The 18,398-nt window shown below is 72.9% G+C and carries 17 protein-coding genes; 5 read left to right on the forward strand and 12 right to left on the reverse strand.

Going from position 1 to position 18,398, the window contains the following annotated elements:
• Positions 1-12 precede the first annotated feature (12 nt).
• Positions 13-714 carry a peptidylprolyl isomerase gene (locus tag ABZ449_RS10710; protein ID WP_360343489.1) on the forward strand — a complete coding sequence of 234 codons (702 nt, stop codon included), beginning with the start codon at positions 13-15 and terminating at the stop codon, positions 712-714.
• Positions 715-816: 102 nt separating this feature from the next.
• Positions 817-1,173: a MazG-like family protein gene (locus ABZ449_RS10715; RefSeq protein WP_360343492.1), complete on the forward strand. Its 357-nt coding sequence runs from the start codon at positions 817-819 to the stop codon at positions 1,171-1,173.
• A 159-nt stretch (positions 1,174-1,332) separates the two neighbouring features.
• Here ABZ449_RS10715 and ABZ449_RS10720 read toward each other — a convergent pair whose 3' ends face one another.
• From ABZ449_RS10720 to ABZ449_RS10745, 6 genes are all read right to left on the reverse strand, one after another.
• Positions 1,333-2,643 (reverse strand): geranylgeranyl reductase family protein, encoded by a 1,311-nt coding sequence (locus ABZ449_RS10720; RefSeq protein WP_360343495.1) that lies wholly within the window; start codon positions 2,641-2,643, stop codon positions 1,333-1,335.
• A 298-nt stretch (positions 2,644-2,941) separates the two neighbouring features.
• Positions 2,942-3,637, reverse strand: a complete 696-nt coding sequence (locus tag ABZ449_RS10725) for a demethylmenaquinone methyltransferase (RefSeq protein ID WP_360343498.1) — start codon at positions 3,635-3,637, stop codon at positions 2,942-2,944.
• Positions 3,638-3,839: 202 nt separating this feature from the next.
• Entirely contained in the window at positions 3,840-4,427 is a 588-nt protein-coding gene (locus ABZ449_RS10730) for a hypothetical protein (RefSeq protein ID WP_360343501.1), read from the reverse strand.
• A 248-nt stretch (positions 4,428-4,675) separates the two neighbouring features.
• On the reverse strand, positions 4,676-5,377 hold the full coding sequence (locus tag ABZ449_RS10735; protein ID WP_360343504.1) for a hypothetical protein: 702 nt from the start codon (positions 5,375-5,377) through the stop codon (positions 4,676-4,678).
• Between the two features lie 115 nt (positions 5,378-5,492).
• The gene (gene mqnC / locus ABZ449_RS10740; RefSeq protein ID WP_360343507.1) at positions 5,493-6,713 is read right to left on the reverse strand and encodes a cyclic dehypoxanthinyl futalosine synthase; all 1,221 of its coding nucleotides are present in this window, start codon (positions 6,711-6,713) and stop codon (positions 5,493-5,495) included.
• 301 nt (positions 6,714-7,014) lie between these two features.
• Positions 7,015-7,851: a menaquinone biosynthesis protein gene (locus ABZ449_RS10745; RefSeq protein ID WP_360343799.1), complete on the reverse strand. Its 837-nt coding sequence runs from the start codon at positions 7,849-7,851 to the stop codon at positions 7,015-7,017.
• Positions 7,852-8,341: 490 nt separating this feature from the next.
• Between ABZ449_RS10745 and ABZ449_RS10750 the strand changes: the two genes are divergently transcribed.
• The gene (locus ABZ449_RS10750) at positions 8,342-8,545 is read left to right on the forward strand and encodes a cold-shock protein (protein ID WP_188301247.1); all 204 of its coding nucleotides are present in this window, start codon (positions 8,342-8,344) and stop codon (positions 8,543-8,545) included.
• A gap of 356 nt (positions 8,546-8,901) precedes the next feature.
• Here ABZ449_RS10750 and ABZ449_RS10755 read toward each other — a convergent pair whose 3' ends face one another.
• A complete protein-coding gene (locus tag ABZ449_RS10755) occupies positions 8,902-10,248 on the reverse strand; it encodes a dicarboxylate/amino acid:cation symporter (RefSeq protein WP_360343510.1) in 1,347 nt (448 codons plus the stop codon).
• A gap of 467 nt (positions 10,249-10,715) precedes the next feature.
• Between ABZ449_RS10755 and ABZ449_RS10760 the strand changes: the two genes are divergently transcribed.
• Entirely contained in the window at positions 10,716-11,924 is a 1,209-nt protein-coding gene (locus ABZ449_RS10760) for an MFS transporter (protein WP_360343513.1), read from the forward strand.
• A gap of 289 nt (positions 11,925-12,213) precedes the next feature.
• Here the strand turns inward: ABZ449_RS10760 and ABZ449_RS10765 are convergent, their stop codons facing one another.
• The 4 genes from ABZ449_RS10765 to ABZ449_RS10780 form a co-directional block, all read right to left on the reverse strand.
• On the reverse strand, positions 12,214-13,410 hold the full coding sequence (locus ABZ449_RS10765) for a LacI family DNA-binding transcriptional regulator (protein WP_360343516.1): 1,197 nt from the start codon (positions 13,408-13,410) through the stop codon (positions 12,214-12,216).
• Between the two features lie 29 nt (positions 13,411-13,439).
• A complete protein-coding gene (locus ABZ449_RS10770) occupies positions 13,440-13,784 on the reverse strand; it encodes a DUF4229 domain-containing protein (protein WP_360343519.1) in 345 nt (114 codons plus the stop codon).
• Positions 13,785-13,898: 114 nt separating this feature from the next.
• Entirely contained in the window at positions 13,899-14,426 is a 528-nt protein-coding gene (locus ABZ449_RS10775) for a GNAT family N-acetyltransferase (protein WP_360343522.1), read from the reverse strand.
• Between the two features lie 96 nt (positions 14,427-14,522).
• Positions 14,523-15,839 carry an MFS transporter gene (locus ABZ449_RS10780; RefSeq protein WP_360343525.1) on the reverse strand — a complete coding sequence of 439 codons (1,317 nt, stop codon included), beginning with the start codon at positions 15,837-15,839 and terminating at the stop codon, positions 14,523-14,525.
• 120 nt (positions 15,840-15,959) lie between these two features.
• Here ABZ449_RS10780 and ABZ449_RS10785 point away from each other — a divergent pair, with 120 nt between their 5' ends.
• A complete protein-coding gene (locus ABZ449_RS10785) occupies positions 15,960-17,009 on the forward strand; it encodes a helix-turn-helix domain-containing protein (protein ID WP_360343528.1) in 1,050 nt (349 codons plus the stop codon).
• A gap of 405 nt (positions 17,010-17,414) precedes the next feature.
• Here the strand turns inward: ABZ449_RS10785 and ABZ449_RS10790 are convergent, their stop codons facing one another.
• Complete coding sequence (locus ABZ449_RS10790; RefSeq protein WP_360343531.1) at positions 17,415-17,888, reverse strand: ATP-binding protein; 474 nt, start codon at positions 17,886-17,888, stop codon at positions 17,415-17,417.
• Between the last annotated feature and the right edge of the window lie 510 nt (positions 17,889-18,398).

Below are 18,398 nucleotides of genomic sequence, written 5' to 3' on the forward strand. Positions count from 1 at the left end.
GATGATGCACCCATGACAACCCCGCCGTCCACCACCCCCCGGAAGGCCCGTCACGTGAAGCGCACCCACTGGGCGCTGGTCGCCGCCGTCCTCCCGCTCGCGGCGAGCACCGGCACCGCCGTCGCGGACGCCCCCGCGACCGCCGCCCCCGCAGTCGGCTGCACCTACACACCGGCCGTCCCGGCCGACAACTTCAAGGGCATCCCGGTCTTCGACGCCAAGAAGGCGGCGCAGCCCTACCGGGCGACGCTGCGGACCAGCCAGGGCCAGATCACCTTCGAGGCCCTGACCGACAAGGCGCCCTGCACCACCTTCTCGTTCCGATTCCTCGCCGAGCACGACTACTTCGACCGCAGCCACTGCCACCGCCTCACCACCCAGCGGATCTACGTCCTTCAGTGCGGCGACCCGACCGGCACGGGCAGCGGCGGCCCGGGCTACTCCTTCCCGGACGAGAACCTGACCGGCGCCACCTACCCGGCCGGAACCGTGGCCATGGCCAACGCCGGTCCGAACACCAACGGCAGCCAGTTCTTCTTCGTCTGGAAGGACACCAAGCTCTCCCCCGCCTACACGCCCTTCGGCCGGGTCACCGCCGGGCTGGACGTGCTCCAGAAGATCGCCGCCGGCGGCGAGGACGACCAGAACAATCCGGGCGACGGCTTCCCCACACTCCCGGTGAACATCCGCAACGTGAAGATCAGCACCCGCTGACCGGGCGGGCCGGACAGCCCCGGCCCGCCACCAGCCCGCCCGCCCCCGCTCCCGTACGGTGGCAGCACCAACGACACCGCATGGGAGCAGGAGCAGCGCCGCATGGACAGCCGGATCTGGGAGAGCGTCGACCACGTGGTCGGATGGCTGGACGAGCAGAGCACGCAGTCGCCCCAGGAGGAACGGCTGCTGCGGATCCTCAAGCTCTCCGAGGAGATCGGCGAGGTCGGTGCGGCGGTGATCGGTGCCACCGGCCAGAACCCGCGCAAGGGGGTCACCCACACCTGGGAGGACGTCCAGCACGAGCTCTGCGACGTCGTCTTCTCCGCCCTCGTCGCGCTGAGGACCCTCACCCCCGACGCGGCCCGGATCTTCGCCGAGCGCCTCGCCTACGTCGAACAGCGCTCCGCCGCCTCCCGCCGGGGGCCGGAGGCACCTCAGGCGGCCGACGAGGCGTAGTCGACGCGCACAGGCGACAAGGCACGGGCGACGCGGCAGGGGCCGCGAGGCAGAGACGACGAGGCACGGGCAACGCCCCGGCCGGAACCGGGCGCCTGATCCAGCTCAGGCGCCCGGGAGCGGCCTGGCGTTCGAGCCGGGCCTGGCGTTCGAGCCAGGTCAGGCGTTCGGCGCGACCCTGGCGAGGCCGTTGATCACGCGGTCCATCGCGTCGCCGCCCTGCGGGTCGGTGAGGTTGGCGAGCAGCTTGAGGGTGAAGCGCATCAGCATCGGGTGGGTGAGGCCGCGCTGGGTGGCGATCTGCATCACCTTCGGGTTGCCGATGAGCTTCACGAAAGCGCGGCCCAGCGTGTAGTAGCCGCCGTACACGTCCTTGAGGATGCGCGGGTAGGCCTGGAGGGCGCGCTCGCGACCACCGTCGGTGACGCGGGCGAGGGCCTGCACGATGACTCCGGCGGCGATCTGGCCGGATTCCATCGCGTAGGCGATGCCCTCGCCGTTGAAGGGGTTGACCATGCCGCCCGCGTCGCCGACGAGCAGCAGACCGCGGGTGTAGTGCGGCTGCCGGTTGAAGGCCATCGGCAGTGCGGCGCCGCGGATCGGCTCGGTCATGTTCTCGGGGGTGTAGCCCCACTCCTCCGGCATGCCGGCGCACCAGGCCTTGAGCACCTCGCGCCAGTCCAGCTCGCCGAAGGCCGGCGAGGAGTTGAGGATGCCGAGGCCGACGTTGGAGGTGCCGTCGCCCATGCCGAAGACCCAGCCGTACCCGGGCAGCAGCTTGCGCTCGCCGCCGCGGGTGTCCCACAGCTCCAGCCAGGACTCCAGGTAGTCGTCGTCGTGGCGCGGCGAAGTGAAGTAGGTGCGGTAGGCGACGCCCATCGGACGGTCCTCGCGCCGGTGCAGGCCCATGGCGAGCGAGAGTCGGGTGGAGTTGCCGTCGGCGGCGACCACCAGCGGGGCCCGGAAGGTGACCTGGCGCTTCTCCTCGCCGAGCTTGGCGGTGACGCCGACGATCCGGCCGGTGCGCTCGTCCAGGACCGGCCCGCTGACGTTGCAGCGCTCGTAGAGCCGGGCGCCGGCCTTCTCGGCCTGACGGGCCAGCAGCTCGTCGAAGTCGGCGCGCTTGCGCACCAGGCCGTAGTCGGGGAAGGAGGACAGCTCCGGCCAGTCCAGCTCCAGCCGGACGCCGCCGCCGATGATGCGCAGGCCCTTGTTGTGCAGCCAGCCGTTCTCGGTGGAGACGTCGATGCCCATGTCCACCAGCTGCTTGGTGGCACGCGGGGTCAGGCCGTCGCCGCACACCTTCTCACGCGGGAAGGCGGTCTTCTCCAGCAGCAGCACGTCCAGCCCGGCCTGGGCCAAGTAGTAGGCGGTGGTGGAACCGGCCGGGCCCGCGCCGACCACGATGACGTCGGCCGTGCTCTCCACGGGGCTGTCCGGCTTCGTCAGATCGGCTGCGGTCTCGGACACGTGGACACACTCCTGGAACTGCTGCTGGGGGACGGCGGCTTTGCCTCCGGCAGTCTAGTTCCGCTCACGGCACCGGATGCGCCCCCGCCCCCGACCACCGGCCCGAGCCGCCGCGGTCGAGCCGTGACGGTCGGACCGCGGCCCCGAACCGTGGACGCGGAGCCGTGAGCCCCCGGAGCGGCGGTGAGCCCCGGAGCCGTGACACCCCGGCCCCGCGCCGGAACCAGGGCCGGGACCAGGGCCGGGCCCCGGACCGGAGCCAGGGCCGGACACGCAACCCGGGACCGGCCGAGCCCGACTACGCGATCTTGTAGGCCCGGTGCAGCGCGACGATCCCACCGGTCAGGTTCCGCCAGGCGACCTTCGACCAGCCGTTGTCCTGGAGCCTGGCGGCCAGCCCCGGCTGGTCCGGCCAGGCCCGGATGGACTCGGCGAGGTAGACGTACGCCTCCGGGTTGCTGCTGACCGCGGTGGCCACCGGCGGCAGCGCGCGCATCAGGTACTCGGTGTAGACCGTCCGGAACGGCGTCCAGGCCGGGGTGGAGAACTCGCAGATCACCAGCTTGCCGCCGGGCTTGGTGACCCGCAGCATCTCGCGCAGCCCCGCGTCGGTGTCGTGGACGTTGCGCAGCGCGAAGGAGATCGTCACCGAGTCGAAGGTGTCGTCCGCGAACGGCAGCCGGGTGGCGTCGCCGGCGGTGAGCGCCAGCTCGGGGTGGCGTCGCTTGCCCTCGGCGAGCATGCCGACCGAGAAGTCGCACGGGACGACCTGGGCCCCGGCCTCGGCGAAGGGCAGCGAGGAGGTGCCGGTGCCGGCCCCGAGGTCGAGCACGAGGTCCCCCGGTCCGGCGGCCACCGCCTCGGCCACCGCCCGGCGCCAGGCGCGGGCCTGGCCGAGGGAGAGCACGTCGTTGGTGCGGTCGTACTTGGCCGCGACGTCGTCGAACATGGCGGCGACTTCGTGCGGCTGCTTGTCCAGAGAGGCTCGGGTCACGCCCCCATTGTTCACCCTCACACGAACGCCCCGACCAACGGGGCACGCCGACCCGAAGCCGACCCGGCCGTACCCGACCGACCCGAAGCAGAACCCCGGTCGGGCCCGGACCGGACCCGGACCGGACCCGGCCGCCGCCCGGGCCGAAGGCCGAACCCCGGCCCACACCCGTCAGGCGCCCGCCCCTGCCGGGCGGGGCCCGTCAGTGCTGAGCGCGCCGTCCGCCCGCGCGGCGCCGCCGACGCGACCGCTTGCCGTGCGTTATCGCGGGCATCCCGTCCGCCAGTGCCCCCGTCGCGAGTGCGAGGTTGGCGGCCAGCTTCCCCTGACCGCCGCGGACCGCGAGGTCCCTGTGGTGCCGCCGGATGCGCAGCACGCAGATCACGAAGAGCACGACGGCCACCGGCACGCTGAACCGGGCCAGGCCCACGCCGACCGGCTGCGGGTAGGTGTCACCGCAGATCCGCACCGCGCCCGGGTCGTCGGCGGCGTGCTCCAGGCAGATGCTGTCACCGACCTTGGCGGTGTCCGAGAGCGGCAATGCGGCCGCGGTGTGCGACTCCCCGCCGGCCCGGTAGCTGACGGCGCTGTAGGTGCCGCCGCCGGTCGGGAGCTGGGTGACGACCCCCTCGACTCTCACCGGGTGCGCCTCGATCCGGTCGGCCTGGTCGGCCTGGCGCCAACCCAGCAGGCACATGCCGACGGCCAGCACGGCGCTGAGCACGGCGGCGAGGTACCAACCACGGCCCAACCGCGGGATGCGCGGCGGGGGAACGGTCGCGGTTCGCATGGTTCCTGTCCTGGCTTGCCTTCGGGGCCGGGGACACGGCCCCGCCACCCGCGGCGCGGGCGGTGGTGTGGTGAGGGTACGGAGTGAGCTGTCCGGGATCGTATCCGCTGGCGGGCCCTCAGGTCACGATGAAGAGACAATCACTCTCCGCCGTCGGCACCGGAGTTCGGGTGCACACGAAGGAAGTCCCGTGCGCGGCAAGGAAATCCGGCTACTGACGAGTACGTCACACCTCCGTGACGACCGTCTCACCGCCGGCGGTACACCAACCGCCCGCCCAGCACCGTGGCCAGGCACCCGCCCGCCACCGGCTCCGGGCCCGCGAACACCGCGAAGTCCGCCCGGCCCCCGGCCGCCACCCGCCCGTACACGGCCTCCGCGAGCGACAGGACGGCCAGCGGGTCCAGCGGCCCCTCGTCCGCGCCACCCGGCTCTCCTGACGAACCGACGGCATCGACTGGCCCAACCGGCCTGACCGGACCGGACGGACCGGACGGACCGGACGGACCGGACGGAACGGGCAGCCCGACGACCCCCGACCGCGTCACCGCCGTCCGTACCGAGGCCCGCTCGAAGGGCCCGGCCACCGCCGTCACTCCGTACCCGAGCATCCGCTGCAGTCCCCGCCGCGCGCTGGCCCCGCACCGCGCCTCGTCCGTGGACCCGGCCAGCCCGTCCGCCACCGGCTCGACGCCGACCTCCTCCCGGGGATCGGGGTGGTACGCACGTTCCAGCAGCCAGTGCCCGTACGGATTGCGCAGCCCGGGGGTGAGCACGGCCGCACCCCAGTCCCGCACCCGCGCGCCCGGGTGCGCGGCCGTCAGCTCCCCGTAGGGCCCGACCGCTTCCACCAGCTCGCCACGCACCACCACCGCCCCGTCGGCGATGGACGGGGCGGTGGGATCGGCCGGATCGGGCAGCACCAACGCCGCCCGGTGCAGAGTCAGCACAACAGCGCCTTCGACTTCGACGACAACGGCTAGGGCAACGACACCGGCACCGGCACCGGCACCGGCATCGCCATCAACGACGCCGGCCCGGCGAGGGCCTGGAGGAGAAGAGGACTCAGTTGTCCAGGATCTTCAGCTCGGGGTGCGCGGTGCCGCCCTCGATCGCCGTGGAGGCGATGTGCGAGGCGACCCGCGGGTCGACCGGGTCGTTGGCCGGGTCGTCCAGCACCCGCAGGTGCTCGTACGTGGTCGAGCGCTGCGCCGGGACGCGGTCGGCGGCCCGGATGAGGTGGATCAGCTCGGTGAGGTTGGAGCGGTGCTTGGCGCCCGCCGCCGAGACGACGTTCTCCTCCAGCATGACGGACCCGAGGTCGTCCGCACCGTAGTGCAGCGACAGCTGGCCGGCCTCCTTGCCGGTGGTGAGCCAGGAGCCCTGGATGTGGGCGACGTTGTCGAGGAACAGGCGGGCGATCGCGATCATCCGCAGGTACTCGAAGACGGTGGCCTGGGTCGAGCCCTTCAGGTGGTTGTTCTGCGGCTGGTAGGTGTACGGGATGAAGGCCCGGAAGCCGCCGGTGCGGTCCTGCACGTCGCGGATCATCCGCAGGTGCTCGATCCGCTCGGCGTTGGTCTCGCCGGTGCCCATCAGCATGGTGGAGGTGGACTCCACGCCGAGGCCGTGGGCGATCTCCATGATCTCCAGCCAGCGCTCGCCGGACTCCTTCAGCGGGGCGATCGCCTTGCGCGGCCGCTCCGGCAGCAGCTCGGCGCCGGCGCCGGCGAAGGAGTCCAGGCCGGCCTTGTGGATCCGGGTGATGGCCTCCTCGACGGAGACGCCCGAGATCCGCGCCATGTGCTCGACCTCGGAGGCGCCCAGCGAGTGGATCACCAGCTCCGGGAAGTCGGCCTTGATCGCCGAGAACGCGCGCTCGTAGTACTCCACGCCGTAGTCCGGGTGGTGGCCGCCCTGGAACATGATCTGGGTGCCGCCCAGCTCGACCGTCTCGGCGCAGCGGCGCAGGATCTCGTCGAGCTCACGGGACCAGCCCTTGTCGCTCTTCGGCGGCACGTAGAAGGCGCAGAACTTGCACGCCGTCACGCAGACGTTGGTGTAGTTGATGTTGCGCTCGATGATGTACGTCGCGATGTGCTCGGTACCCGCGTAGCGACGGCGGCGCACCGCGTCGGCGGCGGAGCCGAGCGCGTGCAGCGGCGCCGAGCGGTAGAGCTCCAGCGCCTCCTCCGGGGTGATCCGGCCACCGGCCGCGGCGCGGTCGAGCACGGCCTTCAGGTCGGTGCTGGACGCATCGAGGGTGGTCGCTGCGAGCTCGGTCACCTGGCGGCCTTCTCTCTCTACAAGTGCTACTCGGGTACGGCCGAACCAGCCTACGCCAGCACATTCCGCCGCCCGCGTCAGCCCGCTGAACTGCGCACGGGCCGCGCGGCACCGGGCTTGTCGTCCGGGACCGGGACCGGGAGCAGGACCGGGGCCGGGAGCAGGACCAGGGGCCGGGAGCAGGACCAGGGGCCAGGGGCCAGGAGCAGGGTCACGGCCAGACGCAGGGTCACGGCCGGGAGCAGGCCGGGGCCGGGAACGAAGAGGACCGCCTCCGGCCCGTACGCCCGCCCGCCCGCCCCTACACCTCCAGCGGCAACGCCACCGGTTCCAACAGCCGCACCGCGACGTCCGGGGCGAACCCGCTGTCGTGCGCGACCCGCCGGGCGAACTCCGTGACGCCCGCGAGCTGCCGCTCGCCGAGCGAGAAGTCGAGCGCCTCGCTGAAGTACCGCTCCAGCACGTCCGCCCCGAAGGCCTCCCAGCGGGCGGCCTGCTCGGCGACCTTGGCCGCCTCGACCAGCGACAGGTCGCGGGACTCCAGGAAGGCCCGGTGCACCGCGGCGGTCAGTTCCGGGGCGCGTTCGGCGAACTCCCGCCGAACCGCCCAGACGGCGAAGACGAAGGGCAGGCCGGTCCACTCCTTCCACATCTCGCCGAGGTCGTGGACGGTCAGCCCGAGGTCGGCGGCCTGACCGAGGTAGGCGCGCAGGGCCGGGTCGCCGATCAGGACGGCGGCGTCGGCCTCGGCGAGCATCGCGCTGAGGTCCGGCGGGCAGCTGAAGTAGTCCGGGCGCACGCCCTCGCGCTCCTCCAGGAGCAGCCGGGCGAGCCGCACGGAGGTGCGGCTGGTGGAGCCGAGGGCGACCCGGCGGCCGTCGAGGTCGGCGAGCGGCACCTTGCTGACGATCAGGCAGGACATCACCGGGCCGTCACTGCCGACCGCGATGTCCGGCAGGACCAGCAGGTCGTCCGCGTTGCGCAGGTACTCCACGCAGGTGATCGGGCCGATGTCCAGGGTGCCGTCGACGAGCTGGTCGCTCAGCTTCTCCGGGGTGTCCTTGGTGAGGTCCAGGTCGAGCAGGTTCCCGGTCCTGGCGAGCCCCCAGTAGAGGGGAACGCAGTTCAGGAACTGAATGTGGCCGACGCGCGGCCTGACCGGGGTGTTCTCCTGGGGCTCTCGCGTCCGCGCGTCCGGTGTCTGTGCTTCCGGTGCTGCCACTGCGCCGCTCCCTTGCTGTTCGTGCCTCCCCGCAGCGTATGCCTGCTGTTCACGGCGGCTCGCACCGGCCACCCGACACGCCCTCACGCGCCGTCGAAGCACCGCCGAAGCGCCGTGGAAGCACCGTCGAAGCGCCTTTCCGTACCCGCTCCCCGCCCTTACGACACGCGCCTTCCACGCCACAAGTGACCTCTGGTCGTCACAGCGGCCGCATGCTAGCGTTGCCCTCAGTTGCAGTTTGATTCCCCTTGCAGTACTTGAAGCCTGCGGAGCATGTAACCGCAGGCTTTTTGTAGTTTTTCAGCAATATCGAAAAATTTCGGACACGTCCGGAGGCAGGGCGATCAGCGCAGCGGACCGGGTGTCACACGGTGTGGCCCCCGACACGCATCGCAAGGAGAACGGCATGGCTCAGGGAACCGTCAAGTGGTTCAACGCTGAGAAGGGCTTCGGCTTCATCGCCCAGGATGGCGGCGGCCCCGACGTCTTCGTTCACTACTCCGCCATCAACGCGAACGGCTTCCGTTCGCTGGAGGAGAACCAGACGGTCACCTTCGACGTCACCCAGGGCCCGAAGGGCCCGCAGGCGGAGAACGTCACCGCTGTCTGACCATCCTCTGATGATCTGATCGCTCGGGACCCGTACGGGTCCGCCGGCGGCTCCCGACAGCCGCCACCATGAGCACAAGAGCAGTACCCAAGGGGGCCCGCCCATCCGGCGGGCCCCCTGCCTTTTCGAAAACCGTGGCCCGTGACGAAGTTCGGGCACGGAGCTCGGGAATGCGGAAAGGGCCCTCCCCCGTCACCGGGAGAGGGCCCTTTCCGTCATGCCGGTCGAACGTCCCCTCTGGCGTTCGACCGCACGTTCAACCTCGGGCCACGAACTTCGGGCCACAAACCTCGGACCGCGAACCTCGGACCGCAGCCTCAGGCCACGACGTCAGGCCACGACGTCAGGCCCGAGCCTCAGGCCGCGACCGGAGCCGCGCCGCCCTGGCCGGCGGCGACGGCCGGCTTCGCGTCCTCCTCGTACAGGTCCCCGGAGGGGTTGTTGTACGCGGTGACGTCCAGGATCCGCTCCCGGGCGGCGACCACGATCGGCACGACGACCTGACCGGCGACGTTGGTCGCGGTGCGCATCATGTCCAGGATCGGGTCGATGGCGAGCAGCAGGCCGACACCCTCCAGCGGCAGGCCCAGGGTGGACAGGGTCAGCGTCAGCATGACGATCGCACCGGTGAGGCCCGCGGTGGCGGCCGAGCCGACCACCGAGACGAAGGCGATCAGGATGTAGTCCTTGATGCCCAGCTCGATGTTGTAGACCTGCGCGACGAAGATCGCGGCGATGGCCGGGTAGATCGCGGCGCAACCGTCCATCTTGGTGGTGGCGCCGAACGGCACGGAGAAGGAGGCGTACTCGCTCGGGACGCCGAGGCGCTCGGTCACGCGGCGGGTGACCGGCAGGGTGCCGACCGAGGACCGGGAGACGAAGGCCAGCTGGATCGCGGGCCAGGCGCCCTTGTAGAAGTGCAGCGGGTTGAGTCCGGCGGCGAAGCGCAGCACCAGCGAGTAGACGACGAACAGGACCAGCGCGCAGCCGACGTAGATGTCCAGGGTCAGCGTGGCGAAGGGCTTCAGCAGGTCCCAGCCGTACTTGGCGACGGACTTGCCGATCAGGCCGAGGGTGCCGAGCGGGGAGAGCCGGATGACCCACCACAGCGCGGTCTGGGTCAGCTCCAGCACGGACTCGCTGAGCTTCAGGACCGGCTCGGCCTTGGCGCCGAGCTTGATGATCGCCGCACCGACCACGACCGCCAGGAAGACGATCTGGAGCACGTTCACCTTGGCGAAGGTGTCGACGATGTTGGTCGGGAAGATCCCGGTCAGGAAGTCGATCCAGGAGCCCTTGGAGTCGAGCGCCTTGAGGCCCTCGGTCTTCAGGTTGGTGCCCTCGCCCGGGTTGGTCAGCAGGCCCAGGCCCAGGCCGATGCCGACCGCGATCAGCCCGGTGATCATGAACCAGAGCAGCGTACGGGTGGCCAGGCGGGCCGCGTTGGTCACGTTGCGCAGGTTGGCGACGCTCACCACGATCGCGGTGAACACCAGCGGCGGGACGGCCAGCTTGAGCAGCTGGACGAAGATCTTGCCGATGGTCTCCAGGGTGGTGGCCAGCCAGGAGATGTCGGCGGCGCGGGCCAGGTAGCCCAGGCCGACGCCGAGCACGAGGCCGGCGACGATCTGCACCCAGAAGGGCGTCTTTCGGATGCGGGCGAGCAGGGACGGCGACGAGGTCGCCTCGGGCGCTGTGGACATGGGGGAGCGTCTCCGGGGGAGGGCGTTGCTGACGGTGAGGCGGGGCGGAGCAGGCGGCACGGCGCGGGGCCGGACGGGAAGGATCGGGCCCCGGTCAGGGGCGTGCCGCCGCGATACAGCTCAGGGAGGTACAGCGCAGGGCGCGACAACGGCGCGGGCTGTCCACAGCACCGGTCAGAGCACACGGGCGGGCGGCGGCGGGCCGAAGGCCCGGGCCGTGCATCCGCAGTGCGTCTGAGGCTGTCATGGCCGATACGTTAGCAGCAAAGGTTTGAGATGTTCAAAGTACTTGTTTGAGGTCACGCAGAGCACATGCCCGCCGCGACCCGGCCACGAACCCCAACTCCGGATACGAACGAAGCTGACGCCCCATCAGGACGACTCGGCGGCCCGATTGACCGCTGAACAGTTATACGTATAACTTTGCGGCGTCCCCGCCCCTGCCTGCCCACCCGGAGAGGACGCCGATGGGCTACCTCGCCCTGCTCCGAGCCCCGCACGTCACCCGCCTGCTGCTCGGCACCCTGCTCGGCCGCCTGCCCGCCGGCATGACCGCCCTCGTCATCGCCCTCGCCCTGCGCGACGCCGGTGTCGCGTACGGCCGGGTCGGACTGGCCACCTCCGCCTACGCGATCGCCGCCGCCATCGGCGGCCCGGTGCTCGGACGGATCGTGGACCGCACCGGACAGCCGCGCGTCCTGCTCGCCTCCGCCGTGGTGGCCGGCGGCGGGTACGCACTGCTCGCCCTCGCGCCCGGCTCCGCGATCGGTGCGCCGGTCGGGGCCGCGATCGCCGGCCTCGCCATGCCCCCGCTGGAGCCCTGCCTGCGCTCGCTCTGGCCGGACGTGGTCGAGGAGGAGCAGCTCGACACCGCCTACGCCTTCGACTCGGCCTCCCAGCAGATCCTCTACGTGGCCGGCCCGCTGGCCGTCGCCACCATCTCGGGGCTCTTCAGCCCGGTCGCCGCACTCTGGGTGGCCGCCGGACTCGGGCTGGCCGGCGCGCTGATCGTGGCCACCGCCGGACCCGCCAGGACCTGGCGCGCCCCGGCGCGGGAGCAGTCCGCCGGACTGCTCGGGCCGCTGCGCTCCCCCGGACTGGTGCTGCTGCTGGTCGGACTGGCCGGGGCCGGCTGGGCGGTCGGTGGGCAGAACGTGCTGTTCATCGCCTACGCCGAGCGGCACGTCGGCGCGCTGCCCGGCGGCGGAGGCACCCTGCTGGCGCTGGCGGCGCTCGGCGGCCTGCTCGGCGCACTCGCCTACGGCGCGGTCAAGTGGCGGCAGACCACCGCCACCCGCACCTGGGTGATGGCCCTCGCGATGGCCGCCTCCTACCCGCCGCTGGTCATCCTGCCCGGGCCGTACCCGATGGCCGCCCTGGCCTTCCTCTCCGGGATCATGCTGGCCCCGCTGCTGGCGGCGGCGTTCGTCCTGGTCGCCGAACTGGCGCCGACCGGCACCGTCACCGAGGCCTTCGCCTGGCTGGTGACGCTGTTCGCCACCGGCAACTCGCTCGGCTACGCCGTCTCCGGCAAGCTCGCCGAGGGCTCGCTGCGCTCGGTGGCGCTCTGCGCGGTGGGCGGGATCGCACTCGGCGGGCTGGTGCTGTTCGGTGCCCGGCGCTGGTTCCACCCGGCGCCGCTCGCCCCGACCGCGCAGCCCGTCCCGGTGGGCTGACCCACCCCCACGAACGACTGCGCCCGTCGGTGGTCTGGCCGGCGGGCGCAGTCCTGTCCCTCATCTACGGCTGATCAGCTGTGGCGGCCCCACCGGCACCGGGCGATCACCGTGGACAGCAGGCCGAAGCCCGGGGCGGCGGCACCGAGCGCGGCCGGCAGCAGACCGGGCTCACCCGTTCTCGTCGGCTCGCTCGACGACGAGCCGCCCGTCGGGCCGTCCGTCAGGCCGTCCGTCGGGCCGCCCGTCAGGCCGCCGGCCGGGCCGTCCGACGGACCGTTACCGACCGTTACCGACCGGCCGAGGCCGTTCCGGCCGGCTCCGTGGAGGAGCGCAGCACCAGCGAGGTGGCCAGCGGCTCGACCGGCGCCACCCGCTCCCCGCGCAGCAGGGCCGCCAGCGCGGCCGCGCCCGCCCGGCCCAGCTCCTCACCGGGCAGGTCGACGGTGGTCAACGGCGGGGCGAGCAGCGCGGCCACCGCGACGTTGTCCATGCCGACCACCGACAGGTCCTCCGGCACCCGCAGTCCGAGCTCGGCGGCGGCCTGGTAGACCCCGGAGGCGACCACGTCGTCGTCGCAGATCACCGCCCGCGGCCGGTCCGCCCGCTCCAGCAGCCGGCCCGCGACGGTCCGCGCGGCCCGGTGGCCGTCGTTCAGGCTCACGCCCAACTCCACCACGTCCAGGCCGAGTTCACGGACGGCCTGCTCGAAGGCGGCCTGCCGGACCCGGAAGGTGTAGGCGGAGTGGCTGGAGCGCAGCCGGCCGATCCGGCGGTGGCCGAGCTCGGCCAGGTGCTCGACCGCGGCACGCATCCCGCCGGCCACGTCGAGCTCGACGGTGGGACGCGACCGGTCGGTGCCGGGGTCGGCGTCCAGGAAGACGGCCGGGGTGTCGACGGGCAGCTCACCGAGCTGGCTGTCGTCCGGGGAGCAGATCAGCAGGCCGTCGAAGCGGCCGGCGGTGGCGGCCTCGGCAAGGGTGGCGCTGCCCCAGCCGGAGCTGACCACGACGGCCAGGCCGTTGCGGCCGGCCTCCTCGTGGACGCCTTCCAGCACCCGGCCGAAGAACGGGCCCTGGAGGTTGGGAACGGCCAGCAGGATCATCCCGCTGCGGCCGAGCCGCAGCTGGCGCCCGGCCGCCTGCGGACGGTAGCCGAGGCTGCGCGCGGCCTGCCGGACCCGCTCCCGGGTGGCCTCGGAGACCCGTCGGCCGGCCTCGGCACCGGAGAAGACCAGGGAGACGGTGGCCTGGGAGACCCCGGCGAGCCGCGCCACGTCCCGCCCGGTGGGCCGCCGGACGGGGGCCGGCCAAGTGCCGAGCGCCCCCTCGACGGAGGCCCCCTCGGTGGGCGGCTGCTCGGCGGGTGCTCCCCCCACGGAGACTCCCTCCACGGAGGCCCCCTCGACGGACGGCGGCTCGGCGGAGGCCCGCTCGGCGGGCGGCTCGGGCGGCTCGGACGGCACGGAGTCTCGGGTGGCGGGCACGGCGGCCGGGCTCCGGGGCGGGGCCGGGGTCAGCTCTGGCCGGCGGCGGCCGCGCGGGCGGCGTCGTCGACGGCGTCCTCTTCGGCGTTCTGCGCGGCGATCCGATCGGCGGTCCGGTTGCGCATCCCGGAGACCTTGCCGCTGATCTGCGTGGACATCTCGTCGCGCTGCTTGCTCAGCAGCGCGTAGCTGAGCGGCGCGGAGGCGACCGCGGCCAGCAGGAACAGGAAGATCATGCCGGCCTCACCACTGACCGGGATGATCTGGAAGTGCCCGAGCAACAGGGCCACCAGCAGGCAGCCGAGGAAGATGCTGACCCGCAGGGAGGTGTAGCGGAGCGTGGCGTGCGACTTCTCCGGGCCGTTGCTGGTCACTCGACACATCCTTCTTCGTTGCGCTGGGGCCGGTCCTCCAGTCAAGCATGCCTGACAGCCGGAGCGGGGCACGGGGCACCCGATCCGGCCCGCCCGGCTCCGGCGGGGCCGTCCTCAGCGCAGGTCGAGCCACATGGTGATGTCGTCCCGGTAGTCCCCGGGGGCGACCCGGATCGCGGCCGGCACCCGGCCGACCTCCTGGTAGCCGCTGCGGGCGTAGAACCGCTCCAGCCCCAGGCCGCCGCGCGCGGTGAGCCGCAGCGACTCCAGGCCCCACCCCCGGGCCACCCGCTCGGCCTCGGCGAGCAGTCGGGCGCCGTGGCCCAGGCCCTGGAAGTCGGGGTGCACCATGACCCGCTTGAGCATCCGCCAGTGCTCCATGAGGTCGAAGCGCATCGACTCGAAGAACAGCACACCGACCAGGCGGCCCGTCGCGCTCTCGTGCGCGACCAGCAACCGGTCCGGGCCGTCCGGCTCGACCCCGGCGAACTGACGTTCGGCGGTGTCCCAGACCTCCTCCTCGGTGACCGGCGCCACGAATCCGACCGCCCCGCCGGTGTTGGTAACGTCGGCCCACAGCCGGACGATGTCCGTCCGCAGATCGGGGTCGAGCTTCGGGTCCAGGGTGAAGGTGAGCACCATGAATCGGAGCCTAGACCTCCGGTACGACGGTCCTACCGGGAGGTCCGGCATCACCCCCGGCACGCGGACCGGCCGGCCACCGGCACGGTCCGCCCGTCACGGGAGGGCCGGCACCGCCCGCTCGGCCCGCCCGCCGCGCAGCGCCAGGCAGAGCCCGACCGCGACCGCGCACAGCGCGCCGGCGCCGTACCAGGTGAGGTCGTAGTTGCCGAGCGCGTCACGGGCCAGCCCCGCCAGCCCGGCGACGACGGCCGCGCCGATCTGGTGGGCGGCGAGCACCCAGCCGAAGACGATCGGGGCGTCCTCGCCGAAGTGCCGGCGGCACAGCGCGACGGTCGGCGGCACGGTGGCCACCCAGTCCAGACCGTAGAAGATCACGAAGGCGAGGATCGGCGGCTGGAGCGATCCGGCCAGCAGCTGCGGCAGCAGGAGCAGGGACAGGCCGCGCAGCCCGTAGTAGACGGTCAGCAGCAGCCGGGAGTCGACCCGGTCGGTGAGCCAGCCGCTGAAGACGGTGCCGAGCACGTCGAACACCCCGATCAGGGCGAGCAGGCTCGCGGCGGTGGTGACCGGCATGCCGTGGTCGTGCGCGGCCGGGATGAAGTGGGTGCCGACCAGGCCGGCGGTGGTGGCGCCGCAGATCGCGAAGGATCCGGCCAGCAGCCAGAACGCCCGAACGCGCGCGGCGTTCCGCAGCACCCGCAGCGAGCGGGCCAGGGCGCGGCCGCCGGCGACCGGAGCGGCCGGGGCCTCGGTCGCGCCGTACGGGAGCAGGCCGAGGTCGGCGGGGCGCTCGCGCATCAGCAGCAGGACCGGGACGGCGACGGCGCTGGCGGCGAGCGAGACCACGACCACGGCCGAGCGCCAGCCGTGCTGTTCGACCAGCCAGGCGCCGACCGGCAGGAAGACCAGGTTCCCCGCCGCTCCGGCGGCCGTCAGCACCCCGGTGACCAGGCCCTGTCGGGCCTGGAACCAGCGGCCGGTGATGGTGGTGGCGAAGGCGCCGGCCATCGAGCCGCTGCCGAGGCCGACCAGCACGCCCCAGCAGAGCACCAGTTGCCAGGGCTCGCGCATCAGCATGGTCAGCCCGGAGCCGACCGAGATGGTCAGCAGCGCGCAGACCACCACCAGGCGCACCCCGAAACGGTCCATCAGGGCGGCGGCGAAGGGAGCGGTGAGGCCGTAGAGCGTCAGGTTGACGGAGGTGGCGCTGGAGATCGTCCCGAGCGACCAGCCGAACTCGTTGTGCAGGGCGTCCATCATCAGGCTCGGTGCGGAGCGGAACCCGGCCGAGCCGAGCAGGACGAGCAGGGAGACGCCGGCCACCACCCAGGCGTAGTGCACCCGGGGGCGCTCGGCGGGGGCGGGCGGTTCGGAGCGGGGTGTGGGGGTGAGGGCGCTGCGTTCGGTCACGCGAACGAGTGTTCCGGGCCGCCCGGGGCCGGACGAGTGGCCTGAATGACAGCTTTCGCAAGATTCGGGCCACGGCCCGCAGTACCCTGGCCCGGACCCACCGACGCCCGAGGGGACGGCATGGCACACCTGGTCGCGGTACTCGCCCTGGAGGGCGTGATCGCCTTCGAACTCGGCATCCCCGCCCGCATCTTCGGCGGCGCCAAGGACCCGGCCGGACGGCCGCTGTACGAGGTGGCCACCTGCACCCTGGACGGGCGGCCGGTCACCACCAGCGCCGACTTCCGGATCATGGTCGACCACGGGCCCGAACTGCTGGAACGGGCGGACACCGTGCTGATCCCGGCCTCCGCGGACTCCGCTCCGGCCGTCGCCGACGCCTGCTTCACCCCGGCCCTGGCCGCCGCGCTGGCCCGGATCCGGCCCGGCACCCGACTGATGTCGATCTGCACCGGCTCCTTCATCCTGGCCGCCGCCGGCCTGCTGGACGGCCGCCCGGCCACCACCCACTGGCGCTACACCGAGCGCTTCGCCCGGATGTTCCCCGAGGTGCGGCTGGACCCCGACGTGCTCTACACCGACGACGGCGACGTCCTCACCTCCGGCGGGGTGGCCGCCGGGGTGGACCTGTGCCTGCACGTGGTGCGCCGCGACCACGGCAGCGCGGTGGCCAACGCGGTGGCCCGCAACTGCCTGGTGCCGCCGTGGCGCGAGGGCGGCCAGAAGCAGTACGTGGAGGCCCCGAGCCCGGTGGACTCCGGCGGCAGCGGCACCGCCGCGGTGCGCGCCTGGGCGCTGGAGAACCTGGACCGGCCTCTGGCGCTGCGCCGGCTCGCCGACCGGGCGGGGATGAGCGTACGGACCTTCACCCGGCGCTTCCGCGAGGAGACCGGCGCCAGCCCCGGCCAGTGGATCACCACCCAGCGCACCGAGCGGGCCCGCCAGTTGCTGGAGCGGACCGATCTGACGATCGACCAGGTCGCCCGGGAGTCCGGTTTCGGCACCGCCGCCTCGCTGCGGCTGCAGCTGCGCGGCCGGCTCGACGTCGCACCGAGCGCCTACCGGCGCACCTTCCGCGCCCTCCCGCCCTTCCCCGAGGGCGGACCCGAGAACCCGGCCGTCCCCGAGAGCCGGGCCGTCCCCGGGGCTTCCGCCCGACGCGCTTCCTGAGCACGGCCCGGGAACCGCCCGAGCGGTGGCCGGATCACGTCGCGACCCGGCGGCGGATCGGATGGCGGCAGGCCGCGCGTGCCCCGAGCACGGTGCGGCAGGCCGCCATCCAACCCCGGCGCGCACACCCTGATTCCGCGCCACACCCTCCGCACTCGCCGAGGAGCGGTCCGCGACCGGCCGCCCGCGGTCCCCCCTGCCGGCCCCCGAATCCCCTGGACAGCAGCACCGCGGCGGTGGACGGACGTCCCCTCGGCGTCCCCTCGCGACGGAGCGCCGCACCCAAGCGTGATCAGTCGGATACGTCACGTCAATGGGTAGTCGGAAATTCGGAATGGTTGCGTCACCTTTCGGCCGGTGATCAGCACCGGGCGCGGCACGGTCCGACGGCCGTCGCGAAAGCCGCTATTGCGCCAATGCCGCCCAGTCCACGTCGGCCAGCGGATCCGCGGGGCGGGCGTCGCTGCCGATCTCGCACCAGACCCGCTTGCCCGGGCCGTCCGGGTACCATCCCCAGCGCTCGCAGAGCAGTTCGACCAGCTCCAGGCCGCGCCCGTTGGTCGCGTCCTCGTCCGCGCCGGCGTGCCGCGGCGTCGGGGGGGCCTGGCTCGCGTCGACGACCTCCACCCGCAGCGGGGCGGCCGGTCCGTCCTCCCGGGGGCCGTCGGCCATCGGCAGACAGAGTCTCAGCACCGCCGGACAGCCGGTGTGCACCACGGCGTTGGTCACCAGCTCCGACACCACCAGCACCACCGTCTCGGCCATCGGCGCATCCGGGTCCACCCCGTGGTTCAGCAGCCGCGAGCGCACCCACCGGCGGGCCCGGCCGACCTCGGCGGGGTCAGCCTGCACCGCCAGCTGTACCTGAAGAACCTGCACCGCTCCACCACCCGCACTCGCAGTTCGGCCTTAGTCCCGATCGGGTCGGATCGGCCGGCGGGCCCTCGCACGTCGCCCGGCACCACCCGAGCCGTGCCCGGGCGCCCGCCCGGTCCGTCCGTCCGCGCCCACTCGTCCGCGCCGTCTCGTCGGTCGGGCACCGGCCGCGACACGAATACGCCTCAGGATGGGCGGGGGGAGGGACCTCAGCAAGCGCTTCGGGCATATTCCGGCGATCGGGCGACAGGGCAGGGCATACTGTGCCGCTCACTCTCGCGAGGCTCGTACCGGTGATCGTTCGGCCGGGGCCTCCCGGCCCGTCCCGCTGCCGGGAACCCACCGCCGCGCCCCGCGCGCCACCGCCCGCCACTCGCGCCACCGCCCGCCACTCGCGAACCACCCGGCAGGGCAGCGAACCGGGGAGCACATCCATGAAGAGGGCGATCCGCGAGGAACGGTTCCGTTCTTGCCGGAATCGCCCCCGGCGCCGCCCGGCCGCAAGATACCGTT

The organism is Kitasatospora sp. NPDC005856, assembly GCF_040629945.1.
Classification (GTDB): Bacteria; Actinomycetota; Actinomycetes; order Streptomycetales; family Streptomycetaceae; genus Kitasatospora.

Bases quoted from the DNA above. Each gene is read 5' to 3' on its own strand.
- ABZ449_RS10710 (WP_360343489.1), top strand. From the start codon at position 13: ATGACAACCCCGCCGTCCACCACCCCCCGGAAGGCCCGTCACGTGAAG.
- ABZ449_RS10715 (WP_360343492.1), top strand. From the start codon at position 817: ATGGACAGCCGGATCTGGGAGAGCGTCGACCACGTGGTCGGATGGCTG.
- ABZ449_RS10730 (WP_360343501.1), bottom strand. From the start codon at position 4,427: ATGCGAACCGCGACCGTTCCCCCGCCGCGCATCCCGCGGTTGGGCCGT.
- ABZ449_RS10750 (WP_188301247.1), top strand. From the start codon at position 8,342: ATGGCTCAGGGAACCGTCAAGTGGTTCAACGCTGAGAAGGGCTTCGGC.
- ABZ449_RS10755 (WP_360343510.1), bottom strand. From the start codon at position 10,248: ATGTCCACAGCGCCCGAGGCGACCTCGTCGCCGTCCCTGCTCGCCCGC.
- ABZ449_RS10760 (WP_360343513.1), top strand. From the start codon at position 10,716: ATGGGCTACCTCGCCCTGCTCCGAGCCCCGCACGTCACCCGCCTGCTG.
- ABZ449_RS10775 (WP_360343522.1), bottom strand. From the start codon at position 14,426: ATGGTGCTCACCTTCACCCTGGACCCGAAGCTCGACCCCGATCTGCGG.
- ABZ449_RS10785 (WP_360343528.1), top strand. From the start codon at position 15,960: ATGGCACACCTGGTCGCGGTACTCGCCCTGGAGGGCGTGATCGCCTTC.